The 24889-nt window shown below is 62.1% G+C and carries 23 protein-coding genes; 14 read left to right on the forward strand and 9 right to left on the reverse strand.

The window, feature by feature from the left end:
- Positions 1–63: 63 nt before the first annotated feature.
- Complete coding sequence (locus NKI88_RS17360) at positions 64–933, reverse strand: LysR family transcriptional regulator (protein WP_352512505.1); 870 nt, start codon at positions 931–933, stop codon at positions 64–66.
- Positions 934–1167: 234 nt separating this feature from the next.
- On the opposite strand from NKI88_RS17360, the gene NKI88_RS17365 reads away from it, so the two are divergent.
- Both NKI88_RS17365 and NKI88_RS17370 read left to right on the forward strand, forming a co-directional pair.
- On the forward strand, positions 1168–1323 hold the full coding sequence (locus tag NKI88_RS17365; protein WP_023681184.1) for a YjiS-like domain-containing protein: 156 nt from the start codon (positions 1168–1170) through the stop codon (positions 1321–1323).
- 141 nt (positions 1324–1464) lie between these two features.
- The gene (locus NKI88_RS17370; protein WP_352656304.1) at positions 1465–2562 is read left to right on the forward strand and encodes a DUF930 domain-containing protein; all 1098 of its coding nucleotides are present in this window, start codon (positions 1465–1467) and stop codon (positions 2560–2562) included.
- Positions 2563–2633: 71 nt separating this feature from the next.
- Here the strand turns inward: NKI88_RS17370 and NKI88_RS17375 are convergent, their stop codons facing one another.
- The 6 genes from NKI88_RS17375 to NKI88_RS17400 all read right to left on the reverse strand — a co-directional run bounded on the left by NKI88_RS17375 (position 2634) and on the right by NKI88_RS17400 (position 9223).
- Entirely contained in the window at positions 2634–3377 is a 744-nt protein-coding gene (locus tag NKI88_RS17375) for a ribonuclease activity regulator RraA (RefSeq protein WP_023752140.1), read from the reverse strand.
- Positions 3378–3400: 23 nt separating this feature from the next.
- A complete protein-coding gene (locus NKI88_RS17380) occupies positions 3401–4564 on the reverse strand; it encodes a mandelate racemase/muconate lactonizing enzyme family protein (protein WP_352512509.1) in 1164 nt (387 codons plus the stop codon).
- 31 nt (positions 4565–4595) lie between these two features.
- A complete protein-coding gene (locus NKI88_RS17385) occupies positions 4596–5693 on the reverse strand; it encodes an ABC transporter ATP-binding protein (RefSeq protein ID WP_027048644.1) in 1098 nt (365 codons plus the stop codon).
- 123 nt (positions 5694–5816) lie between these two features.
- Positions 5817–6707, reverse strand: coding sequence for a carbohydrate ABC transporter permease (locus NKI88_RS17390; RefSeq protein ID WP_352656306.1), 891 nt, complete (start codon positions 6705–6707; stop codon positions 5817–5819).
- Positions 6704–7663: a carbohydrate ABC transporter permease gene (locus NKI88_RS17395; protein WP_023681191.1), complete on the reverse strand. Its 960-nt coding sequence runs from the start codon at positions 7661–7663 to the stop codon at positions 6704–6706. The genes NKI88_RS17390 and NKI88_RS17395 overlap by 4 nt, the downstream gene beginning before the upstream one ends.
- 81 nt (positions 7664–7744) lie before the next feature.
- A complete protein-coding gene (locus NKI88_RS17400; RefSeq protein ID WP_023668101.1) occupies positions 7745–9223 on the reverse strand; it encodes an ABC transporter substrate-binding protein in 1479 nt (492 codons plus the stop codon).
- 205 nt (positions 9224–9428) lie between these two features.
- Between NKI88_RS17400 and NKI88_RS17405 the strand changes: the two genes are divergently transcribed.
- From NKI88_RS17405 to NKI88_RS17425, 5 genes are read left to right on the forward strand one after another with little or no spacing between them, the layout of a single operon-like run.
- Entirely contained in the window at positions 9429–10139 is a 711-nt protein-coding gene (locus NKI88_RS17405) for a GntR family transcriptional regulator (RefSeq protein WP_023691374.1), read from the forward strand.
- Positions 10140–10193: 54 nt separating this feature from the next.
- Complete coding sequence (locus tag NKI88_RS17410; RefSeq protein WP_352656309.1) at positions 10194–11360, forward strand: mandelate racemase/muconate lactonizing enzyme family protein; 1167 nt, start codon at positions 10194–10196, stop codon at positions 11358–11360.
- Positions 11361–11416: 56 nt separating this feature from the next.
- On the forward strand, positions 11417–12775 hold the full coding sequence (locus NKI88_RS17415; RefSeq protein ID WP_352656311.1) for a mandelate racemase/muconate lactonizing enzyme family protein: 1359 nt from the start codon (positions 11417–11419) through the stop codon (positions 12773–12775).
- Positions 12776–12822: 47 nt separating this feature from the next.
- Positions 12823–13149, forward strand: coding sequence for an NIPSNAP family protein (locus NKI88_RS17420; RefSeq protein WP_352459544.1), 327 nt, complete (start codon positions 12823–12825; stop codon positions 13147–13149).
- 8 nt (positions 13150–13157) lie between these two features.
- Positions 13158–14360 (forward strand): mandelate racemase/muconate lactonizing enzyme family protein, encoded by a 1203-nt coding sequence (locus NKI88_RS17425; RefSeq protein WP_352459545.1) that lies wholly within the window; start codon positions 13158–13160, stop codon positions 14358–14360.
- A 74-nt stretch (positions 14361–14434) separates the two neighbouring features.
- Here NKI88_RS17425 and NKI88_RS17430 read toward each other — a convergent pair whose 3' ends face one another.
- Positions 14435–15073: a MarR family winged helix-turn-helix transcriptional regulator gene (locus tag NKI88_RS17430; RefSeq protein WP_352656313.1), complete on the reverse strand. Its 639-nt coding sequence runs from the start codon at positions 15071–15073 to the stop codon at positions 14435–14437.
- Positions 15074–15190: 117 nt separating this feature from the next.
- On the opposite strand from NKI88_RS17430, the gene NKI88_RS17435 reads away from it, so the two are divergent.
- Complete coding sequence (locus NKI88_RS17435; protein ID WP_352656315.1) at positions 15191–16720, forward strand: MDR family MFS transporter; 1530 nt, start codon at positions 15191–15193, stop codon at positions 16718–16720.
- Between the two features lie 69 nt (positions 16721–16789).
- Entirely contained in the window at positions 16790–17626 is an 837-nt protein-coding gene (locus NKI88_RS17440) for an amidohydrolase family protein (RefSeq protein ID WP_352656317.1), read from the forward strand.
- A 55-nt stretch (positions 17627–17681) separates the two neighbouring features.
- Here NKI88_RS17440 and NKI88_RS17445 read toward each other — a convergent pair whose 3' ends face one another.
- Entirely contained in the window at positions 17682–18467 is a 786-nt protein-coding gene (locus tag NKI88_RS17445; protein WP_352656319.1) for an SDR family NAD(P)-dependent oxidoreductase, read from the reverse strand.
- An 83-nt stretch (positions 18468–18550) separates the two neighbouring features.
- Here NKI88_RS17445 and uxuA point away from each other — a divergent pair, with 83 nt between their 5' ends.
- The 5 genes from uxuA (at position 18551) to NKI88_RS17470 (ending at position 24863) form a co-directional block, all read left to right on the forward strand.
- Positions 18551–19735 (forward strand): mannonate dehydratase, encoded by a 1185-nt coding sequence (gene uxuA, locus NKI88_RS17450; protein WP_352656321.1) that lies wholly within the window; start codon positions 18551–18553, stop codon positions 19733–19735.
- Positions 19736–20036: 301 nt separating this feature from the next.
- A complete protein-coding gene (locus NKI88_RS17455; protein WP_352656323.1) occupies positions 20037–20420 on the forward strand; it encodes a hypothetical protein in 384 nt (127 codons plus the stop codon).
- A 194-nt stretch (positions 20421–20614) separates the two neighbouring features.
- A complete protein-coding gene (locus NKI88_RS17460) occupies positions 20615–21904 on the forward strand; it encodes a D-arabinono-1,4-lactone oxidase (protein WP_023815861.1) in 1290 nt (429 codons plus the stop codon).
- The gene (locus NKI88_RS17465) at positions 21901–23073 is read left to right on the forward strand and encodes an alanine racemase (protein WP_352656325.1); all 1173 of its coding nucleotides are present in this window, start codon (positions 21901–21903) and stop codon (positions 23071–23073) included. Before NKI88_RS17460 ends, NKI88_RS17465 begins: the two co-directional genes overlap by 4 nt.
- Positions 23074–23150: 77 nt before the next feature.
- Positions 23151–24863, forward strand: coding sequence for an aldehyde dehydrogenase family protein (locus NKI88_RS17470; protein ID WP_023826421.1), 1713 nt, complete (start codon positions 23151–23153; stop codon positions 24861–24863).
- Positions 24864–24889: the final 26 nt, after the last annotated feature.

A 24889-nucleotide genomic window follows, 5' to 3' on the forward strand; every position in this document is an offset into this window, starting at 1 on the left:
GCTTCACGCGCCCGCCTCACGCGCCAGAACCTGAGAATGTGGCGGCCGATCGACCCCTGAGGCTTACCGGATCGGCATCTTGCCGCTAAACAACGGCTGACGGGTCCGCATCAGGGCGGCAATCCGGTCGGCAATCTTTCGTACTGGCGGGGAGTGGCGTTCCTCATGGTGGGTGACGATCCACTGGTCGGTTTCGAGTTCTGGGATAGGCTGAGCGACGCGAACCAGCCGCAGGTCGCTGTCGCCGACGAAACACGGAAACACTGAAAGGCCGGCGCCCGCGGCCACAAGTTCTCGCACCGAATGGGCGTTGTTCCCGCGCACGGCGATGCGGTCGCCGTGATGGGCTTGCAGCCAGCGCGCCGAGGCGACGTTCGCTCCTTCGCCGGTGACGCCGACGAACAAGCCGGCAGCGATGCCGTTAATCAGGTGGCGTCCGGAATAGATGGCATAGGCGACCTTGCCGCTCTGGCGGCCGGCCAGCCACTGTTCGGTTGGGCGCTCGCTGCGGATGCCGATATCGGCGGCGCGGCGACCGATGTCGACCCGATCGGTCGTGGTGACGAGTTCCACCCTGATGCCGTCATCGACCGTCCAGATTTCGCCGATATGGGCCGAAACGAAGGCCGAGGTCCAAGGCCCGGCCGAGACGCGGACAATGCGGTCGGGCAGGTTTCCCTCGCGCCAGCGGGTTAGCGACTGCATTGCTGCTTCGACGTCTTCGGCGCGCCGCAGCAGTTCTTCACCGACCGGGGTTAGCCGGTAGCCGGTCTGCTGCCGTACGAACAGCGCTTCGCCGATCTGCTTTTCGAGCGCGGTGACACGTCGTCCGAGTGTGGCTGCGCTGAGGCGCGTGGTTGCCGTAGCCGCGCTCAGACCACCCAGCCGCGCAACGTCGAGAAACAACCTCAGATCGTCCCAGCCAATATCCATATTGCAGAAATGAAAAACTCCTTGCGACCGTGGCTGTAGCGCGAAGCGGACATCATGCGCAAGTATGCAGCCGTTAGAGGCGCTGGAAATTCCTGCCCTGGTGGGACAATGACAGGCACCTCGGTTGGCCAGGAAGTCAGTCCAATCCTTCGATCGTGCATACGCTTTGCGCGATTGCTTTGCGTTTTCGACCAACTCAAGAGCGTGAGGTATTTCGCTCCCAAGGAGACGATCATGTTGCATGAACTTCGACACCGTTTCGCCCGCTGGCTTGCCTATCGCCAGACGCTTGCGAGCTTGAGGCGGCTTCCAGACAGCATATTGGCGGATGCGGGCCTTTCTCGCGAAGAGCTCCGCGAGCGTGCCCGCGACGCCAGCCTGCGTCGCTGAGATTGGAGGCGGGCATGCAGAGAATGGAGCCGGCGGCGAGAAGCAATCATGCGTCGTCTCCTCACTGCTGAGCTGCGGCTGAATGCGCCAATACGGTTGCCACGCTTGATGCCGCCGCAGTTTCGCTCCACATCGTGAGGGATGAAGACCGAGACATCCGAGCGGCGTCGGACTTTGCTGTGGGCCTTGCCCGCATCGCTGGTCCTGCATGCGCTCATCACCGCGTTCCTGGTCTATGGCCTGCCCGTTCCTGCCCAGCAGCCGCAGGAGGAGCAAGCGGTGAACGTCGCGCTCGTGCCGCCGCCCGAACCGCCAAAGCCTGAGCCCGCTCCCGCGCCGCCTCCACCGCAACCTGGAAAGCCGCCGGAGCAGAAGGTTGAAAAGCCGGCACCGGAAAAGCTGCCGCCAATCGAGGTCCTGAAGCCTGTTTTTCAGTTCGGCGACAAAGACACTGGCCCCAAAAAATCCTTGGATGGAGGCAGCGCTCATGACAATGCGCCATCGCCGGCCAAGGATAACGAGCCACAGTCGGCTGTCGCGCCAAAGGATGCGGAGAGTAAACCCGCCCCAGCGCCAGACGCCGGAGGGCCGGCAGAGTCAGCCAAGATTAATGAGAAGCCGGAAGCGGACAAACAGGAGGCTGCGACCCCTCCCGCTGACAAACAGGCATCCGCGGCCGCAATGCCTTTGGCTGCCCATGGGGACGACGGTGAGATCGAGCTTCCCGCGTCGGCTCAGGCGCCTCGGACCAGACCCGAAAACGTGCCGAAACGCCGCCCGGCAAAGGCTACGAAGTCAGGACGCGGAATCACCGAAGAGCCAAACTCCATCGACGTGGCCTCGGCTACACCGCGGCCATATTCGGGCCTTCCGGGCGTTCGCAAACTCTTTTCGCAAGGCGCTGCCGGTGATGTGTTCGCAACGAACTCGATGGCCGACGTGCCTCGCGATCAACGGGCCGCCAGACTTTGCGCCAGCGTTCTTGAGCAAGAGTTGAACGACGCCTCTTATTCTCCCCAACTGATCCCAAGCATTCCGCTCAAGGCCGGCAATGTTCTTGACGCCCCAGACACCGCTTTCCGCACGGCAACGACATGGTACCATCTGAGCTTCCGGTGCGGTATCGACATCAATGCGACGCGGGTCACGTCGTTCGCCTTCCGTGTCGGAGCCGCCGCCTCGCCAGACGAAAGCGCCTTTCTTGATCGGGACGTTCGTCGGCGGCGCGGTCCTGGCTGAGACGTCCTCCCAGTAGTCTGTCGGGGCGCACATCAAATTTCACCGCATATGGATCGTTTTGAATGCCTGCTTCAATCCGCCGGGCGGTTGGCTTTGCGCCACTCCTCATATTCGCCGCGAGCATCGTCGTGCAGCGGATAATAGCGCTGCAGCGGGGCGCCCTGCATGAGCTTCTCGCGCGAGAACTCCTCCCAATCGTGATGTTTTTTCGATTCTTCAATTACCTTTGCCGCCATTGCGACGGGAAGCACAACCGCCCCGTCGTCGTCTGCGATGATAATGTCGCCCGGGATCACCGTGACACCACCACAGGCTATCGGAACGTTGACGGCGTTCGGATAGATGCTGGTTTGCACATGGTAGTTGGGCGTCCAGCCGCGCAGCCATAGCGGCAGATCGAGCTTTTCGACATTCGGCCGGTCGCGCATGCATCCATCGATGACGATGCCCGCGCCGCCTCTGCCCTTGAAGTAGGTCGACATCATATCGCCGAAGACGCCCGAGCTCATGTCACCGCGCGCGTCGACGACGACCACATCGCCTTCCTGCGCGTGATAGAGCACGTGCCGGTGCAGTTGCGTTTCCGGGTCGGCGTATTCTCCCTCGCTGAAGAGGTCCGGCCGCTGCGGCAGGAACTGCAGCGTCAGCGCCGGCCCGACGATCGACTTCCCATGGTTCTGCGCCACCGGACCGACCATGTGCGGATTGCGGAAACCCATGTGGCCCAGCGTGCCGGCAACCGTCGCGGCGCCGATTTCCCTCAGGGCGTCAATGAGGTCTTTGGACGGTCGCGTGATGTCAGGGATATGCGTCATTGTGGACTCCGGTTGAGATGGAACTACCAGTTCGTAACAGACCCGTCCCGGCGCCTGAGGTGAGGCGCTTCCCAGAAACGAAAAGCCTCCGCCCGGACCGCCGCTTCGTTGACCTCGACGCCGAGCCCCGGCAGGTCGCTGACCGGATAGTCGGGACCGTCGAGCCGTGGCTGCACGGGGAAGAAGTCGGAATTGTCGAAGCCCAGCTTCGTCTCGGGTTCCCTGGTCTCGAGCCACGCGAAGTTGGGTACCGCGGCGGCGAGATGCAGGGTCGCGGCCGTGCACACCGGACCAAGCGGATTGTGCGGCATCAGGTCGACATAGTGCGCCTCGCTCCAGCCGGCGACTTTCATCGCCTCGGTGAGCCCGCCGACATTGCAGACATCGAGACGGTTGAACTGATGGATGCCGCGCTCGATGTAGGGCAGGAACTGCCACTTGCTGGCAAATTCCTCGCCGATGGCAAAGGGAATGTCGGTCATCCTGCGCAGGGATTCGTAGGCTTCAGGTGTCTCGTCGCGGATCGGCTCCTCGAGAAAATCAAGCACGCCGCGGCCGAGCTTGTTGCAGAAGCTCGCCGCCTCTGCCACCGACAGCCGATGATGATAGTCGATGCCGAGGACGACGTCGTCGCCCAGCGCCTCGCGCGCCTTGTTCAGCATGCTCGCGGTAGCGCCGATCGACTCGCGGGGTTCGAAGATGTCCCTGCTGCTTTGCCCTACGGGGAAGAAGCGGATCGCCTGCCACCCCCGTGCGCGCAGCTCCCGGGCTCGTTCGATGGCGAGGTCGCCCTCGGCCTCGTCTCCGGTCGAGGCGAAGGTGGGGATGCGGTCGCGCTGCTTGCCGCCCAGCAGTTCGTAGACCGGCACCCCCAGCGCCTTGCCCTTGATGTCGTGAAGGGCGATGTCGATGGCGGAGATAGCCGCCTGCAGAACGCGCCCGCCTTCGAAGTACTGGCTGCGATATGCCTCCTGCCAGATCCGCCCGATCTGCATCGGGTCACGGCCGATGAGAAACTCGCGAAAATGCTCGACCGCGCCGGCAACGGCCTTTTCGCGCCCGCTCAAGCCGCTCTCGCCCCAGCCGAAGACGCCCTGGTCGGTCTCGATCTTGACGAGCATCTGATTACGCGTTCCAACCCATACAGGATAGGGTTTGATCGCGGTGATCTTAAGCTTTTCAGTCATCCCCAACGTTCCCAATGAACCCCGTCTTGTCTCAGCCGGCCTTGAGGGCCAGTTCAGTTTCGCCATCGAACAGATGCAGCCGCTCCTGGTCGAACTCGAGCCAGATCTGCTCGTCAGGTGCGACGGCGATGTTGGGGGACACGCTGATGTTGACGATGGCGCCTGACAGCAACGCCTGCACGAAGGTGACGTCTCCGGTCGGCTCCACTGTATAGGCCCTGGCCGGGACGCTGCCTGGCACCGCGCTCTTGTGGAGCCTGATGGTCGAGTGACGTGCGCCGAGCACGACTTTCCTCGACGTTGCCCCCGCAACCTTCCGGGCGTTGAGCGGCGAGAGCTCAAGGCTCCAGCCCTCCGCGCCGGTCAACGCAGTGTTGCCGTTTGCTGTCGATGCCTCCAGTGGAACAAGGCTCATCGCCGGGCTGCCGATGAAGCTGGCGACGAACATGTTCACCGGATGGGCAAAGACCTGCGCCGGAGAATCGTATTGCAACAGGTAGCCGCCGTTCATCACCGCCATCTTGTCGGCCATGGTCACGGCTTCGAGCTGGTCGTGCGTGACATAGATGATGGTCGCCTTGAGGTCCTGGTGGAAGCGCTTGATCTCCGAGCGCATCTGGACGCGCAGTTTGGCGTCGAGGTTGGAGAGCGGCTCGTCCATGAGGAAAACGGCAGGGTCGCGGACGAGGGCGCGCCCCAAGGCGACACGTTGCTGCTGCCCGCCTGAAAGTTCGCGCGGCTTGCGCTCGAGCAGGTGCGTCATGTCGAGCACGCGCGCCGCTTCCTTGACCTTCCTGTCGATCTCGTCCCTGGGCAGCTTGCGCATCTGCAGCGGGAACGCCAGGTTCTTGTAGACCGATTTCTGCGGGTAGAGCGCGTAGTTCTGGAACACCATCGCGATGTCCCGGTCCTTGGGGTCGAGGTCGTTGACCACGCGGTCGCCGATGACGATGTCGCCCGATGTGACCGGGATCAATCCCGCGACAAGATTGAGCGTGGTTGTCTTGCCGCAGCCCGAAGGGCCGACGAGCGCAACGAACTCGCCGTCATTGACCGTCAGCGAAACGTCGTTGACAGCTTTGAAGCCGCCATAGGTCTTGACGAGATCTCTCAGGACCACGTGGGCCATCGGCAACTCCCTACGGCATGATGCCGAAAAGTGTGAAGCGGTTTTCGGACGACATCATGCTCTATCTCTTTGATTTAGAGGCGATTCAGATTTCAGGTCGAACAGACCTGAAATCATCCGGCTCTAGTGTTTGACCGCGCCTTCTGTAAGGGCGCGTACGAAGTATCGTTGCAGGAGGAGGAACAGCACCACGACGGGCACGCTCATGATGAAGCTGGCCGCCATCAGGCCCGGAAAGTCCGTCGTATTCTCCGAGAAGAAACGCTGTATGCCGACCGGCAGGGTCAACTGCTCGTTCTTGGAAAGGAAGGTGTAGGCATAGATGTACTCGTTCCAGGCGCCAATGAAGGAATAGATCGCGGTGGCGATGATTCCGGGCGTCGAGAGAGGCATCACGATCAGGATGAAGGCCTGGAACCGGGTCGCCCCATCGATCCGCGCCGCCTGCTCGAGCTGCACCGGAATGTTGTCGTAAAAGCCCTTGAGCAGCCAGATCGCCAGCGGCAGGCCGAAGGTGAGATAGGTGAGAATGAGCGAGCCATGCGTGTTCACCAGCCCGATCGCGCGCATCAGGATGAAGAGCGGCACGAGAAAGATCACCGCCGGGAACATGTTGCGCAAAAGCACGGTGAAGAACAGGAAGTTTCGACCGGGGAAACGAAAGCGCGAAAAGGCGTAGGCCGCAGGAACGGCCACGATCACCGAAAGGATTGTGGTGACCGTGGACACGTAGAGGCTGTTCCAGAAAAAACGCAGGAAGTCCTGGCCGACGCTGTTTTGCGGATCGAGCAGCTTCTGGTAGCTGGCCAGGGTAGGCTCTTCCGGCCACCATTGCGGCGGGAACTGCATCGCCGCGAAGCCGGACTTGATCGAGGTGATCAGCATCCAGATCATCGGCAACGCGGTGTAAAGCAGCATGAACACAAGGAAGATGCGCCCGGCCCAACGCCATCCGTCGATGCGCATGCGGCGCCGGGCCGGACGTCGAGGGACTGTCTCGACGATCGTGCTCATGCGCTCCCCTCTTTGCGCTCGTTGCCGGCCAGCGCACGGACGTAGAAGTAGCCCAGCACCATCAGCATGAGGAACAGGAGTACCGAATAGGCCGATGCGACGCCCCATCGCTGCCGGCCGAAGGCGAGCTCATAAATGTGGGTGATCCAGATGTGCGAAGCGTTCGACGGCCCGCCACCGGTCATGATCCACGGGATGATGAAGGAATTGAAATTGGCCACTGCGAGCAGCAGGATCGTCACCGTCGAGACGTTGCGCAGATGCGGGAAGGTGACGTGCCAGAAACGCTGCCATGCATTGGCCCCGTCGACTTCCGCGGCGCGCAACAACTGGTCGGGGACCGTCTGCAAACCGGCCATCATCATGATCATGGCAAACGGAAACTCGCGCCAGATATTGACGACGATCAAGGAGGGCAGCACCGTGCTGACGTTGTCGATGAAGTTCGGCGGCCGGTCAGCCAATCCGAGGCCGACCAGCACCGCGCCGATGATGCCGAAGTCCGAATGGTAGATCCACTTCCAGATATAGGAGGCGGCAACCGCGCTGATGACCCAAGGAATGATCAGGATAGCGCGCAGGACACCCCGGCCGATAAACTCGCGGTGGAGGGCCAGCGCGGCGGCAAATCCCAAGGCAAAGGCAACGAAGGTAGATGCGATCGTCCAGATCAGGGTGTTCAAGGTGACTTTCCAGAACACCTGGCTGGTGAGGATGGCCGTGTAGTTGTCCAATCCGATGAAGGTCTTGTCGCGGAGCTGCAGGCCAGGCGGCGTCTTAAAGAACGACAGCTCGACCGTGTAGTAGATCGGATAGGCGATGACGATGAGCATCACGGCGATCGCTGGAAGCACGTATGCGTAGTCGGCGCGATGCTCCCAGATATTCCGCAGCACGCCGGAGCTACCGGGTTGCAATCTTCGGCGAGCCTCGGCCTTGCCGGTCACGATCGTCACGATGGCGTGCCCTTGTTGTTAGGAGCAAACCGGCTGCACGCACTGTCGGCACAGCCGGTCGGATCGCAGGTCAGGCCCGGACTAGAGTCCGTCCATCAGGTTTTTCACCTTCTCGGCCGCATCGTCGGCAGCCTGGTCGACGGTCATCGCTCCGGTCAGGGCGTTCTGCAGCATGTCCGGGACGATGATATTCATGATCTCGGGCGACTGCGGCAGCGCCGGGAACGGAATGCCGTATGGCAACATCGAGGTGGTGACATCGAGGAACTTGATGTTGTCCAGACGTTCCTTCATCCATTTGGTCTTGAAGCCGTTGAGGTTGCCCGGGTTCGAGCCGGCATACGCCATCTTCAACGACCATTCAGGGCTCGTCCACATGCAGATGATGGCCTTTGCGGCCGGCTCGTCCACCTTGCCGCCCTCGACATATTCGGGCTTCAGGATGTGAATGTTCGAGCCACCAAACACGACGGCCCGCTTGCCGTCGGGGCCGGTCGGAATCAGGCCATAGCGCATGTTGTCGATGACGGTCTGCGCCTTGTCCTTGTCGGCGCCCGTTGCCTTCTTCTGCAGGTCGAGCATGACGTTATAGTCGGACGGGTGCGAGACCATCATGCCGAGTTGGCCGGCGACGAACAGGGGCTGGTTATCGGCCTGCTGGTTGGTGAGGGCCGAAACCGGAACCGACTTGTCGCGAACATACATGTCGTAGGAGGCTTGCAACGCCGCCTTGCTCTGCGGGCTATTGAGCTCGACCTCCTTATAGGTCGGGTTCGCGGAGGCTTCGTCGAAGACACCGCCGCCATAGGCCCATAGCTGCGGCATGAAGCGGTACGGCGTGTTGCCGGCGTTCTTTCGCGCCACGAGGCCGTAGCCGGCAATGCCGAGCTTGTCATGGATCTGCTTGGAATATTTGACGACGTCGTCCCAGGTCGCCGGAGCCTTGTCCGGATCGAGGCCAGCGCGTTTGAAGATGTCGGCGTTCCAGATGAACGCCATCGTCTCATTGTTGGTGGGAATGCCGTAGGTCACGCCATCCCATGTCACCGCCTTCATGGCGCCGGGCCAGAAATCCTCTGTGGGATAGCCCACATCTTCCGGCTTGAGCGGCTGCAGATAACCCTTCGAGGCGAACTCGGTTCCACCCAGGATTTGCAGGCGGACCGCCATCGGCGCCGCATTGCCGAGCAGCGCCGTGCGGAATTTGTCGAGAAGGTCGTTGTAGGTGAGGGCCTGATCCTCGAGCTGGATGTTCGGATAGGTCTTGCGGAAGGTCTCGAAGAAATCCTTGTAGTACTGGCGCAGGAGATCGGGGTCGCCCTCGAACACACCCTGATACCAGAACGTCAGTCGCCCCTTGTAGTCGAGCGGAGTGACCTTGCCGCAATCGGCGGCCGTGTCGAAATCCTGTGTGCCGGCGATGGAGCGCACATATTCCGGCGACCACTTGCTCAAATCGACCGGCGGCGAACCCAGCGCCGATCCCGACATGAGCGACGCCATCAAAGCAGTGGCTACTGTGCCGCGCAGGACGGCACCGCCGAGTGTAATCCTCGTCATAGTATCCTCCCAGATTCTCCCATGCCGCCGTGCGCCAAGGGGCTCGTTCGACCGTGCGGGATGTGTCCTTCTGCTCAACGTATCCCTTCGATCATCTGGTACGTTTTCAGATCGTGGATTGCCTGTCAACGCACCCGATCGTACATTGTTTGCAAAACCCGTGTATGATATCGAGCATGTGATGTACTAATCGGGGGAGCCGGCTTTGGCCGAAACAAGCGATTTCAAAGCAGAGCCACCCGTGGGGATTGATCCCATCGCGGCGTCCAGCGAGGGCGCCTCGCTTTATGAACTGATCCGGGAAGACATCATCGAGGGACGGCTCGCCGCCAACGAACGACTTGTGGTTACCGATCTCGCCCGGCGTCACGGCACCTCGACCAACCCCGTACGCGAGGCGCTGCAGCTGTTGCGAGGGGAGGGCTTCGTCACCTTTGTCGCCAACCGTGGCGCCCGCGTCCGACCCATAGACCAGGATTTCGTCCGGGATATCTACGAGATCGGAGTCCTGATCGAGCCGGCCCTGACGCGATGGTTCGTGAACATGGCGACCGGCGAGGACATCGCCGAACTCGAACGCATCCAGGCTCTGATCGAAGAGAACAACTTCACCGACACATTGCGGCACAGTGAATTGGATACCGCCTTCCACACCGTAATGTACCAGCGCCACTACAACCGCCATGCCGCCGAGCTTTGGTGGAAGCATCGCGAAGTGCTGCGAGCCGTGAGCCGGCGTTTCAATTTCACGCTCGCGCGGCGGGCCGCCATCATGCGTGAACACCGCGAGCTCATCGCGCATATCAAAGCGGGAAATGCCGACGAGGCGGCCGAACTCATTGCCCGCCATGTCGAGGGTTCCGGCCGGCACGTTCTCGAACAGATGCGTGCGCGCAATGCCGCTCGAGCCGGATAGAATTTCCAGCCCAGAACATCATTGGTCCGGCCATCAGGCAGAGGTAGTTGAGAAATGAAAATCACGAGCGTTCGGCCGTGGCTGATCAAGTCCGATGCTTCCTATTGGGGAGAGTTCCTGTTCATCGAGGTGACGACCGACGAAGGGGTGAGTGGCTGGGGGGAAATCACCACCACCACAAGGCTCGCCAACCGCGCCCTGTGCACGATCTTGCGGCAGATCGGTGTTGCCGTCACAGGCGAGGATCCGGCGCGCATCGAGCATCTCTGGCACAAGATTTTTCGCAGCTTCACCTATATGGGCAGCCGCGGCGCCGCAGTCGAATGCGTGAGCGCTATCGACATAGCGCTCTGGGACATTCGCGGCAAAGATCTCGGCAAACCGATCTACGAGTTGCTGGGCGGACCGGTGCGCGACGAAATCGCGCTCTATACCCATCCCAACCAGGCCAAGTTTACCAGCAAGGAGGCTGTGGTCCGCGAAATTCGAGACATTGTCGAATCCGGACACACCGGGCTGAAGTTCGATCCTTTCCCCCATCAGGGTCGCACCGCCGATGGCTTGGCGCGCGAACAGCGGGACGGCTACCTCGATGGCAGCATGACCCGCAAGGACGAGCGCGAGGCCGCCGAACTCACGGCCCTGATCCGCGAAACGGCGGGGCCCGATGTCGACATTCTGATCGATGCGCATGGCCGCTTCGATGTGCCCACCGCCATTCGCCTCTGCCGGAGCCTCGAGGAAGCCGGCCAGATCGACTGGTTCGAGGAGCCATGCCCGCCAGAAAGCCTCAATGCTCTCAAGCAAGTGCGTGAGAAGGTCAGTGCCGCCATCTCGTGGGGCGAGCGCGGCCACACCAAATGGGATTTCGTGCCGGTGCTCGAGAACAGGCTTGCGGACTACATCATGCCGGACGTTACCTGGACCGGCGGCATTACCGAACTGAAGAAGATTTCCGCCCTGTGCGAAGCCTACTACATCCCGGTCTCGCCCCATGACGCCGCGGGACCGATCAATGTGGTTGCGGGAGCGCAGGTGATGATGACGGTTCCCAACTTCTACAAGCTGGAAACGTCGGAGTGGAACCTGGACAAATATAATCACCTCATCGACGAGCCACTCGATGTCTCGAACGGCAGCCTCAAGCTGGCGTCGAAGCCGGGTCTCGGTGTCGAGATGAACCGAGACTACCTGCAGGCCCACGAGATAGAGCTTGGCTAGCAACGCTTATGCAGGCCGGGGGTGCGGGGCGCCACCAATCAGAACGAGGATAAGCCATGGCAAACACGGGTAGCGCCGGCGAGGCGCTCAATCGGGTAAATACGAACTCCAGGCCGAGCGACCTGCGCATCACCGACCTGCGCGTTGCCGAGATCGTCGGCGCGCCGTTCACCTCCGCGCTGGTCAAGATCTACACCAACCAGGGCATTGTCGGCCTGGGCGAAGTGCGCGACGGCGCCAGCGCGACCTATGCGCTGATGCTGAAGAGCCGGTTGCTGGGCGAGAACCCTTGCGACGTCGACCGGCTGTTCCGCCGCATCAAACAATTTGGCGGCCATGGGCGGCAAGGTGGCGGTGTCTCGGCAATCGAGATCGCGCTTTGGGACCTCGCCGGCAAGGCGTATGGCGTGCCGATCTACCAGATGCTGGGAGGACGGTTTCGCGACAAGGTGCGTGTCTATTGCGACACCGACGCGGACAAGCCCAGCGGCACCGAGACCGGAAAGCGGCTCAAGGCGCGGATGGATCTCGGTTTCACCTTCCTCAAGATGGATCTCGGTCTGGCGCAGATTTCGCACATATCGGGCGCAGTGGTGGCGCCGGCCGGCGTGCTCGACGGTTTCCGCAGCCATGCCGCGCGCGGTCCGGCACGCACGCTGGACGAGCGCCGGGCGCGTAATGCCGCCTATGACGCGCAAAACGTGCCGCATCCCTTCACCGGCCTCCACTTCACCGAAAAGGGCATCGACCTGCTCGACCAATATATCCACGAGGTCCGCGAGGTGATCGGCTACGAGGTTCCGCTCGCCATCGACCATGTCGGCCACATCTCGCTGCAGGACGGCATCCGTCTGGCCCGGCGGATCGAGAAATACGCACCGGCCTGGCTCGAGGACGTGATCCCCTGGCAGTACACCGAGCAGTATCGGCAGTTGCAGCAGGCGACCTCGGTGCCGATCTGCACGGGTGAGGACATCTACCTCAAGGAAGGCTTCGAGCCGCTGCTCAACGCCGGCATCTCGGTCATCCATCCGGATCTGCTGACCACCGGCGGCATTCTCGAGACCAAGAAGATCGGCGACGCGGCGCAGGAGCATGGCGTCGCCATGGCCATTCACATGGCGGAAAGCCCGATCGCGGCAATGGCCGCCGCGCATGTCGCGGTGGCGACGGAAAACTTCATGGCGCTCGAATATCACAGCGTCGAAGTCGACTGGTGGGACGATATCGTCACCGGCCTGCCCAAGCCGCTGGTCAAGGATGGCTTCATCACCGTGCCCGACAAGCCTGGTCTGGGCATCGACGACATCGTCGACGAAGTGATCAGCCAGCACCTGCAGCCCGGCGTCACCGGCATCTGGCAACCGACCGATCACTGGGACGACGAATACTCCTGGGACCGCACCTGGAGCTGACTCTACACTTCTCTCCTCGGAGGGAGAGGTGAACAGAAGGATGGACCATGATCTACGAACTTCGCATTTACGACTGCGTGCCGGGCCAACTGCCGGCGCTGCTCAAGCGTTTCAACGACCATACCTTGGCGCTGTGGGATAGACATGGCATCCGCCAGGCCGGGTTCTTCACCACGGTGGTCGGCGAAAACAGCAATCGACTGACCTATTTCGTCGCCTGGGAATCCCTTGCCGAGCGCGAAGTGAGATGGAAGGCCTTCACCACCGATCCGGCATGGCTCGAGGCCCGCGACGAGTCCGAGCGCGATGGCCCGATCCTGGCCAATATTTCCAGCCAGTTTCTCGCGCCAACCGCCTTCTCGTCGGTGAAATAGAGGACATCATGAAGATCACCGATCTCAGGTGCGCCGTCATCGGCAGGCACCCCATCGTGCGCATCGTCACCGACGAAGGCCTCCATGGCCTCGGCGAGGTCGAGTACACCAAGCCTTATCTGAAACCCTGGGTGCTGCATTTCCGCGACGCGCTGATCGGCGAGGACCCGACCGATGTCGAACGCGTGATGTTGAAAATCCGCCAGCGCGGCTCGTTCAAGCCCTACGGCGCCGCCGTCAGCGCTATCGAGCATGCGCTGTGGGACATCGCCGGCAAGGCGGCAGGCGTTCCGGTCTACAAGCTGCTCGGCGGCAAGGTGCGCGACAAGGTGCGGGTCTATAACGGTTCCATCCGCAAGAAGCGCACCGGCGACAGGCCGGAGGATTACGCGGCCGACGTCAAATGGATGATGGAGCGGCCGGAAGGTTTCTTCATGGTCAAGCAAGGCATCAGCTTTCATTCCAACATGAAGACCAGCGTCCCCGACTTCCACTACGGCGTGCGTCAGCCGCCGACCTATCACGGCGCGATGGACCAGGGGCAGATCAGCGAGCGCGGCATGGCGCATATGGTCGAATGCGTCATCGCCATGAAGGATGTGCTCGGCGATAAGGTCTCGCTGGCGCTGGATTGCGGCCCCGGCTGGTTCCTGCCCGACGCCATCCGCTTCGCGCGGGCCGTCGAAAAATACAATCTGATGTGGCTGGAGGATATGCTGACCGGCGACTACGTGCCCTGGGTCAATCCGCAGGCCTACCGCGAACTCACCACATCGACGTCCACCCCGATCCATACGGGCGAACAGATTTATTTGCGCCATAATTTCAAGGAACTGATCGAAACACAGGCGGTGCGCGTCATCGGCCCGGACCCCGCCGACATCGGCGGTATCGCCGAGCTCAAATGGGTGGCCGAGCACGCCTACATGCACTCGATCATGATGGCGCCGCACGGCACGGCGAACGGTCTGCTGGGCCTCGGCGCGCTGATCAATGTCTGCGCCACGCTGCCGGCCAACTACATCGCCTTCGAATATCCCAGCGCCTCCGACCCGTGGTGGGAGGACATCGTCATCGGCCTGCCCAAGGGGCAGATCGTCAGGGACAGTATGGTGGACCTGCTCGAAGCGCCGGGACTCGGCCTCGACATCGACGCCAAGGCAGCGAAGAAGTACCTCGCGGAAGAGGACGCCGGTTTCTTCGACCGATAACGATCCGACGCGACTCGAGCGTCAAGGGCTATCGAACGGCTCGCACACATGGGTGAGCGTCCACGCCGTGCCGCCTATTTCGTTTCGGACAGCATCTCGTCCATCAACTGCTTGACGGCGTCGGCGGACCTTTTCATCCCGGCTTCGTCCATGGCCCATCCCGCGAAGCGTTCCAGCAAGGTGGCGAACGTTACCAGGTCCTGTTCATCCCACTGTGCTAGCGATCCGGCGAAAATCCGCCATTTGGTCTGGCGCACCGCCGCCACGAAGCGCTCGCCCTTGGCGGTGAGTTTGAGGCAGATGCGCCGGGCATCGCGTTGCGACGCGACGCGGCATGCAAAGCCTCGCTCGACGATGTCGGCTGAGATGCGGCTCGCGCGCGACGGGTCGATCTCGAGGCGCTCGGCGATGACACCGACCGTCACCTCGTCCTGCTGGGTATCGCTGAGACCTGAATTGTTCGCGATGGCGCCGATCGCATCGAAATGGCTCACTTCCAGCGAAGGGTCTACGCGCGCCAGGATCATGCGGCCGAAGTCGCGGCGCTGGATCGAGCGGCGCACCTTGCTCATCACCGCATCGATGGCGGCCACGGCCTCGGCCGCCGGTTCGGACAGGCCGCTGCCGCGCGCCAGATCGGCGAGATCCCGATCGCCGCGCGTCTGGAACAGGGGTGGAAATCGGTCAGGACTGCCGGAGGCGTTGCTGCTCATCCCATAGCGGGCTAGCAAAAATATATGCTGATGTCAATTATATGCTATGCGCACATATATGGTTGACACCTCCTGGTTGTGGGCACATAAATCGCGCCCCAAGCTACGGAGGCACCGATGACTGTCGAGCAGACGCTGCCGGACACAGCGCCCGTTGAGGCCGAAGCCAGGCCCGATCTGACGACATTGATCGTCTATTTTGGCGCGCTGATCGCCATGTTCATGGCCACCATCGACATGCAGATCGTCGTCACCGCCTTGCCTACCATTGCGGGCGAACTCGGCAATCTGCATCTGTTCGGCTGGGTGGGTGCCGCCTATCTGCTCTCGACCGCCGCGGTCTCGCCGTTCTACGGCAAACTCGGCGACATGTATGGTCGCAAGAATGTCGTGCTGACGGCGATCGGCCTGTTCCTGGTGGGCTCGCTGGTCTGCGGCATGGCATGGTCGATGGAGAGCCTGATTGCCGCGCGCGTGCTGCAAGGCATCGGCGGCGGCGGCCTGATGGTCTCCGCCTTCGCCATGATCGGCGAACTGTTTTCGCCGCGCGACCGCGCGAAATATCAGGGCTACAGTTCGGCGGTGTTCGCGCTGTCGTCGGTGCTCGGCCCGTTGGCCGGCGGCTACATCACCAGCCTGTTCGGCTGGCGCTGGGTGTTCCTGGTCAATCTGCCGATAGGCATCATCGTGCTGGCGGTGCTGGCCTTCGCCATGCGCAGCCGGTTCAACGAGAAGCGGCACCGCATCGACTATCTCGGCGGCGCGCTGCTCGCCATCGGCACGACGGCGGTCGTTTATTGGGGCTATCACGTGCTCGACCCCAGCGGACCGGACCTCATCACCTTCGCGCTGCCGCTGCTGGCAGTGGTCGCCATCACTTTGTTCGTCATGGTCGAGCGGCGGGCCGAAGAGCCGATCGTACCTCTGCGGCTGTTCGGCAATTCGACGGTCAGCATCGTCTCGGGCGTGTCGCTGGTCGCCGGAACGGTGACGCTGGGCATGTTCTTCTATTTCGCCCTCTACATGCAGACGCTGACGGGTCTCAGCCCGGCCGAAGTCGGCTTCCTGTTCCTGCCGGCGTCGCTGACATCGATGGTCATCTCGATCGTCGCCGGGCGGGTAATTGCCGCAACCGGACGCTACAAATGGATGCCGGTGGTCGCCATGGGTATTGGCGGGTTTCTGATGCTGGGCTTTGTCCTCACCAACCAGCACACGCCGATCTGGGTGCTGGCGACGATGATGGCAGTGTTCGGCATCAGCATGGGCCTGCAGTTCCAGGTGCTGATCGTGGCGATCCAGGCGGCAGCACCGCTGCAGGATATCGGCGCGGTGACGTCGCTGATCACCCAGGCGCGGACGCTCGGAGCATCGCTCGGACTGGCGCTGAATGGCGCGGTGATGATCTGGGCGCTGAACCGGCAGACAGCCGAGCTTCCTGCAGACGCCGCCGCCCGGCTGCCGGGTGGCCTGAACGGGTTGACGCCGCACCTCGCATCGAGCCTGCCGGGCGCGATCCGCGAAGTGGTGCTCGACCATTACTCCAGTGGTTTCAACGTGATGTTCATCTGGGTGGCGGCGCTCTATTTCGTCGCCATGGGGCTGACGCTGCTGCTCGAGGACAAAGAGATCCCGAAGCGGGCCTGAGCCAAAGCTTGTGTCATGCGCTGGGTTTAGGCATTTGGCGATGATCTGAAATCACCGAGGAGGACAGCCATGATCATCGACACTCATCTGCACCTGATCGACCTGTCGGCGCTGCGCTATCCCTGGCTCAGCCGCGAGCCGGCGCTCAACCGCGATTTCCCGCACGCGGAATATGCGATCCAGGCCCGCCGCGCCGGCATCGAGGCCGCGCTGCATATGGAGGTCGACGTCGATGAAGCCGACATCCAGGCCGAGACCAGCCATGTGAAGGCGCAGTCGCTGGAGAAGGGCAGTCTGTTGCGCGGGGCGATCGCCTCCTGCCGTCCGGAGGAGGCCGGCTTCGCCGTCTATCTCGAGCGCCAGCAAGCCGACCCCTTCGTCAAGGGGTTCCGCCGCGTGCTGCATGTCATGCCGGACGAGCTTTCGGACAGCGCGCTGTTTCGCGAAAACATCAAGCGGCTTGCCGGCACAGGCCTGACCTTCGACCTCGTCGTCCTGCCGCATCAGATTCCAAGGGCGGTTGCGCTGGCCGATCTGGCGCCGGATGTGCAGTTCGTGCTCGACCATTGCGGCGTGCCCGACATCAAGGCCAGTGCGGAACATCCGTGGCGCGAGCATATGAGCGAGATCGCGCGGCGTCCCAATGTTATCGGCAAGATCTCCGGCGTCGTCGCCTATGCCGATGCCGGCTCATGGACAGTCGAGACCTTGCGCCCCTATGTCGAGCACACGATCGGCTGCTTCGGCTGGGACCGCGTCGTGTGGGGCAGCGACTGGCCGGTGTGCACGCATGGCGGTGGCCTTGCAACCTGGGTGGCGGCGACGCATGCGCTGATTGCGGGAGCCAGTCCCGACGAACGGGCGAAGCTGCTTTCGGGCAATGCCAAGCGGATGTGGAGGCTCTAGAGACGGTGGACAGCGCTCGAGATCGCCGGCGAACGGGCAGAGCACGATCAGTGCTCTATCTGACGCCAATACCTGCCGTCAGGCCGCCATCGATCCTGTAGTCCGCGCCGGTGCAGAAGCCGGCCTTCGACGAGCACAGGAAGGCGATGAGTTCCGCCACTTCCTCCGGTTCGCCGATACGGCCGAGCGGATGCGCGGCGCCGAAGCGCTTATATGCCTCTTCGACATCGGCATCGCTGCCGCCGTCACCGCGCGCAGCCTTCTCCAGGATCGGCGTGCGGATCGAGCCCGGGCTGACCGAATTCACCCGAACGCCTGATGCCGCGTAGTCGAGCGCCAGCGAGCGCGTCAGCGTGTGGATGGCGCCCTTGGTCGTGGCATAGGCGGCGACGTTCTGCTGGCAGGCAAAGCCCTGCACCGAGGCGACGTTGACGATGGCGCCGCCTCCGCGCTTGATCATTTCCGGAATGCCGAAATGCGCGGTCAGGTAGATCGAGCCGACATTGACCGTCATCGTTCGGTTCCAGGTTTCCCAGTCGGTGGTCGTCGCCGTGCCATAGGGATGGACGGCGGCTGAATTGACGATGACATCCAGGCCGCCGAACTTCGCGACGCCAGCCGCGACCGCGTCGCGCACCTGATCGGAAACGGCGACGTCGGTGTCGATGACCAGCGCTGCTGCTCCAGTGCTTTCCAGTTGCGCTTTCAATGACGCGTTGGCGGCGCGGTCGATGCCGCAGGCGATGATTGCGGCGCCACCGGCCGCAAGGCGTGTGGCGGTTGCCAGGCCGATTCCGGTCGTCCCGGTCACCAGGGCGACCTTGCCGTCGAAATCCATCATTTCTAAAAACTCCTCCATTTTCTATCGACTCCCATCGGGGTCCAACAATAAGTTGCCAACCTCTCGCAGAAGGAAAGCCGAAAATGGAACAATGCTGGCGCTGGTATGGGCCCGATGATCCGGTGACGCTCGATCATGTCAAGCAGGCGGGCGCCACCGGCGTGGTCTCGGCGCTCCACCATATCTATGACGGCCGGGCGTGGCCTGAGGCCGAAGTGCTGGAGCGCAAGCGCATCATCGAGGAAGCCGGACTGACCTGGTCGGTCGTCGAGAGCATTCCGGTCCACAATTCCTTCAAGATCGGTGCGCCGGAACGCGAGCGCTATGCCGGCTACTATCGCGACTCAATCCGCGCGCTGGCCAGGGCCGGCATCGCCACGGTCTGCTACAATTTCATGCCGGTGGTGGACTGGACCCGCACCGATCTTGCCTACCGGCTGCCGACGACAGGCTACGCCTTGCGTTTCGACGCGATCGATTTCGCCGCCTACGATCTGTTCGTGTTGAAGCGCAAGAACGGTGCGGCAAGCTATACGCCGGCGCGTATTGCGCAGGCGGAAGCGCGGCTGAAGGAATTGTCGCCTGAGAGGATGGACCAGATCGAGCGCAACCTGATCGCCGGCCTGCCGGCGACAGAGCGCAAATATGACCGCGATAGTTTTCGCGAGGCGCTGGCGGACTACGATGGGATCGGGCCGAAGGAGTTGCGCGACAACCTCGCCTGGTTCCTGCGCGAGATCATTCCGGTGGCGGAAGAGGAGGGGGTGCGCATGTGTATCCACCCCGACGATCCGCCGTCTTCGCTCTACGGCCTGCCGCGCGTCGTTTCGACCGCCGAGGATGCGCGTTTCATTCTCAATGCCGTCGACAGCCAGGCCAATGGGCTGACGTTCTGCACCGGGTCCTACGGCACGCGCGCCGACAACGACATCGTCGCCATGGTCAAGGAATTCGCCGACCGCATCCACTTCGCCCATCTGCGCAACATCACCATCGAGGATGACGGCTCGTTCTACGAGGCCGAGCATCTCGAAGGCGGCACCGACATGGCGCATGTCATCCTGGCGCTGATGCAGGAGGAGGCGCGCCGCCGCAAGGAGGGCCGCGCCGACTGGCAAATCCCGATGCGGCCGGACCATGGCCACCTGCTCGCCGACGATATCGGCAAGACAAGGATCAATCCCGGCTACTCGCTGATCGGCCGCCTGAAGGGCTTGGCCGAATTGCGCGGCATCATGCGGGCCGTGGAAACGTTTGGGCTGGCTTGAAGGGGCAACGAACTGCGTTCAATGCCGACGCCGGCTCAGCGTGCGTCGCTGTAGATAATGCGGCCGGCGCGGAATGTCGTCCGATGACAATCAGATACCACGCTCGATCACGATCGCCCGGTCGCGGTGAGGCTCGTGATACAGCCGGTTGCCCTCATGGATTTGCACGGCCCTTAGTACGGCGCGCGGCTCGCTGACGGACGAGGAACCTAGCCGTTCGCCCCACGACCTGGCGGCGTGCTATTGTGTAGTGAAGTTCCGTTGCCCCGAGGTGAGCTAGAGGAGTACTCGGAAATCAAGTATGAATCAGGATAATGCAGTATTGATTTACGTTCGTGCAAGCAAGGGAACTGTAGTGATGGATGGGCACGACGGTCGTCGGAATGCGTTAAAGAAACTATACGTTTTCTCGATGCTTTTCGTTTTATTCACTTCAACATTGGTTATTTACGGAATTGGCGGATGGGTGGTTGCGTTTGGCAGCAGTGACTTCCGAGAAAGCCATGATAGGAGAGGTATTTTTTTGGTTTTGTTAGCATGCTGCATGTTTTATGGATATATAAAGTATGACGAACATGAAACAAAAATCAGAATAAAACGGGATGAGCGCAAAGCTCTTGTGATGAGATTTAAGCAGATTGTTTTAATTATATTTGTGTCCTTGTTTGTCCTTTTAATTGCCTAGAGATAATCTCACTATCGGAATGCGCCCAATCATGGCGAAAGGCCATGCACTTGAACACGGGACCACACAAGACACCTCCGATTGCCAGGTTGACAGAAAGCTGACAATGTATCATATCCGAAAAGCTGAGTATGTATCATATTATTCAGCGCTAGGAGAAAGACCGGCAAAGCCGGCGTCCCAGGGAGGCAATTTTGGGAGAGGCTATCAGCCAGTGGAGCAATTGGTCGGGCTATGTCACGGCCACGCCGCAGGCTTTTGCCGAACCGCAGAGTCTCGATGAGCTGAGTGGTGCCATTCGCAACGCGCCGGGACCAGTTCGATTCGCTGGCACGGGCCATTCCTTCACGCCTCTGGTTAAGAATGACGGGACGATCCTGTCGCTTGATCGCTTCGAGGGCCTGAGGTCGCACGATCCCGAAAGGCTGACAGCACGGGTCGGCGCCGGCACCAAGATCGGCGCGCTGGCAAAGCTGTTGCACGGCGTCGGCCAGGCGCTGCCGAACATGGGCGACATCGACAAGCAGGCGTTCGGCGGGGCGCTGGGCACCGCCACCCACGGCTCGGGCATCACGCTCGGCGCTTACCATACCCAGCTCGAGGCGATGCAGATCGTCGACGGGCGTGGCGCCGTGAAAGAGTTCGACCGTGCCAAGAGCCCCGACATGATCGAAGCCATGGGCGCTTCGCTCGGCGCTTTCGGCGCCGTCACCGAAGTGACGATCCGCAACGTGGCGAGTTACCGGATGCGGCACCGCCGCTGGACGGCGCCGATTGCCGATGTGCTTGCGCAATTCGAAAGCACCATGACGGCGCATCGTTCGGCCGAGTTCTACTATGTGCCGTTTTCCGGCCAGGCGCTGCTGATTGCCAGCGACATCACCGAGGCGCCGGCGACGGTGCGTCCGCCGACGGAAGACGACGATGCGGTGACGACGCTGAGAAAACTGCGCGACTATCTCAGCTGGCTCCCTTGGCTGCGCCGCCGTCTCATCGGCTCGGCCTTCGCCAAGGTGCCGGCCGAGGATTATGTCGAGGAGTGGCTGAAGGTCTTCACCTCCGAGCGCAACGTCAAGTTCAACGAGATGGAATACCACCTGCCGTTCGAGGAAGGGGCGCCCGCACTCAGCGAAATCATTGCGCTGCTCGAGACGCGGTTTCCAGAGGTCTATTTTCCGATGGAGGTGCGCGTCGTCGCGCCCGACAATGTCTGGCTCAGCCCCTTCTACAAGCGCCCAACCTGTTCCATCGCCATCCATCACGGCGTCGAGCGCGATCCGATGGCGTTCTTCAACGCCGCCGAGCCGATCTTCAGGAAGCGCGGCGGCCGCCCGCATTGGGGCAAGATGCACAGCCTGACATCAAGGGAATTGAGCGCGCTCTATCCGCGCTGGAACGATGCGATGGCGGTCCGCCGCGAGATGGACCCGGACAACCGCTTCGTGTCGCCCTATATTGCCAGGCTGCTCGGCGTCGCGGCATGAGCTTGACCGACACCTATTTCGCGGAAATGTCGGGCGCGCTCAGGGCAGCCGGGATCTTTCAGCCTTGCCTGGTGCTCGATCTCGACCGGCTCGATCACAACATCGCTGCGATCAAGGCGAAGTTCGCCACGGGCCTCGATCTGCGCCTCGTCGACAAGTCGCTGCCATGCCTGCCGCTGATCGACCATATCCGCGCGGCGTTTGCGACCGACAGGCTGATGACCTTTCATCTGCCGATCAGCGCCGAGATGCTGAAAGTGTTTCCCCAAGTCGATCTCCTGTTGGGCAAGCCGATGCCGGTTGCCGGCGCCAGGCACGCGCTGACGAAGGGCGTTCTCGCCGGGCTCGGCGAAGCTACGTCGCGCATCGTCTGGCTGATCGATACCGAGGAGCGGCTGGCCACCTATGGCTCGCTTGCCGCCGAGCTCGACCGCGAGCTGCGCGTCTGCTTCGAGGTCGATGTCGGCCTTCATCGCGGCGGTATCAGCGATCCCGACTCACTGGCCCGGGCAGTTTCCGCGTTGGCGAATTACCCGCGGCTGAAATGCGAAGGCGTCATGGCCTACGAGGCGCATATCGGCCATATCCCCAAACTGCTGGGAGGACCGGCCAAGGCGCGCGTCAAGGCGATCAGCCTGTTTCGCCAGTATGTCGCTTGCCTTGCCGCCGACCAGCGCAAGATCCTCAATCTTGGCGGCAGCAGCACCGCATTGCTCTATGACAGCTGGGTCGGCGCCAATGAATTGTCCATCGGATCGGCTTTTATGCTGCCGACCGATTTCGATGTGCCGAGCCTCAGCCAATTGCGGCCTGCCGCATTCATCGCGACGCCGATCCTGAAGGTGGTCGATGTCCAGGTGCCGGGCCTCGACCAGCGCTCCTGGCTGCTGCAGAAGCTCGGGCTGTTGCCGCGGCGCGGCTGTTTTCTCTATGGCGGAAAATGGATGGCGAAGCCCGTCCATCCCGTGGGGATGAAGACCGACAAGACGTTCGGCTTTTCGACCAATCAGCAATTCATGGCGCTGCCCGACAACGTCAATGTCGGGCCTGACGACTACGCCTTCCTGCGTCCGACCCAGAGCGAATTCGTGCTACAGCAGTTCGGTTCGATCCAGGTCTATTCCGGCGGGAAATTCGTCGAGCAATGGGCCGCACTGCCGTTTTCGTAGAGCAATTCCAGGAAAAGTGTGAAGCGGTTCCGTCCGGAGTTGCGTCAAACAAAGAGACCGAAGTGGAGGAGGATAGGATGGTCGCCAAGGCAGTCAAAACTCAGCCCGTGCAGCCTGAATGGGCAGCCGAACTCGACCTCGCCCTCACCGATCTCGACGCCAGGAAGGACGACTGGGCGCAGACCTCGAATGGCGAGCGGATCGCCTTGCTGCGGCAGGTCAAGGATCACATCCGCGAGGTCGCCGAGGCGTGGGTCAAAACCGCGACGCGCAAGAAGGGCATCCCGACCGGCTCGCCGCTGGAAGGCGAAGAATGGCTGGCTGGCCCGGCGGCGCTGATGGATGGCTGCAACCAGTTCATCCACACGCTCAGCCTGATGGAGGGCAAGAAGTTTCTCGACAGACTGCCGGTCCGCACCTTGCCTAGCGGACAGGTGGCGGTAACGGTGGTTCCGAATTCGCTCTGGGACAAGGTGTTGTTCACCGGGCTGAAGGCCGAGATCTGGATGCAGCCCGGCGTGACCAAGGCGAACCTCGCCGCAAACACCGCATCGGCCTATGACGCGCCGCGCACCAGCCGCAAGGGCAAGATCGGCCTCGTGCTCGGCGCCGGCAATGTCGCGTCGATCGCGCCGCTCGACTGCCTGCACAAGCTTTTGGTCGAGCACCAGGTGGTTCTGCTCAAGATGAACCCGGTCAACGACTATCTGATCGATTTCCTGCGGCCGGCGCTGCGGCCGCTGATCGAATTCGGAGCGCTGCGCATCGTGCGCGGTGGCGCCGATGTCGGCGCGTATCTGTGCAACCACGATCTCGTCGACGACATCCACATCACCGGTGCCGCCGCCTCGCATGACGCGATCGTCTGGGGGCCTGGCGAGGAGGGCCGCAAGAACAAGGCGGCGGGCACGCCGCGCAACAGCCGGCGTATCACCTCGGAGCTTGGCGGCGTGGCACCCACCATCGTGGTGCCCGGTCCGTGGTCGGATGCCGATATCACCTACCACGCCGAACTGATCGCTACCCAAAAGCTCAACAATTCCGGTTTCAACTGCATCGCCTGCCAAATGCTCGTGTTGCCCGAAGGCTGGGGCAAATCCGATGCGCTTTTGGCAGCACTCGAAAAGGTGATGCAGAAAGCCCCGTCGCGCCCGGCCTATTATCCCGGCGCGACCGAGCGCCTCGCCGCCTTCGAGGCGCACGCCGACACGGCACAAAAATTCGAGCGGCCTGGCGGGCCCGCCTGCGTTGTGGTGCCGTTCCGGCCGGGCACGGACGCCTATCTCGAAAATGCCGAGGTGTTCGCGCCGGCGCTCAGCGTCATGCGGCTGCCGGCGGGCAATGCGGAATCCTATCTGCGCGCCGCTGTCGCCTACGCCAATGAAAAGCTGCACGGCACGCTTGCCGCCAACATCCTCATCCATCCCAGGACGATCGCCGAGATCGGCCGGCAGCGCTTCGAGGAAATCATTGCCGAACTGCGCTATGGCGGCATCGGCATCAATTCCTGGAGCGGCGTTCTGTTCGCGCTGCTGCGCCCGACCTGGGGTGCTTTCCCTGGCCACACGCTCGACGATGTGCAGAGCGGCATCGGCGTCGTCCACAACACCTATTTGTTCGACAGACCGGAGCGCAGCGTGCTCGAAGCGCCGTTCCGCATCATGCCGAAGCCGGCCTGGTTCCTGACCCACAAAAGGGCACACATGGTCGGCCGCCTGATCACCGAGTTCAACTACCGGCCGAGCTTCCTGAAGCTGCCGCGCATCATCTGGAACGCGCTGCGCGGCTAGCAACGAGCATCCGATGTCAAAAACAA

Source organism: Mesorhizobium sp. M0317, from assembly GCF_040321555.1.
Taxonomy (GTDB): Bacteria; Pseudomonadota; Alphaproteobacteria; order Rhizobiales; family Rhizobiaceae; genus Mesorhizobium.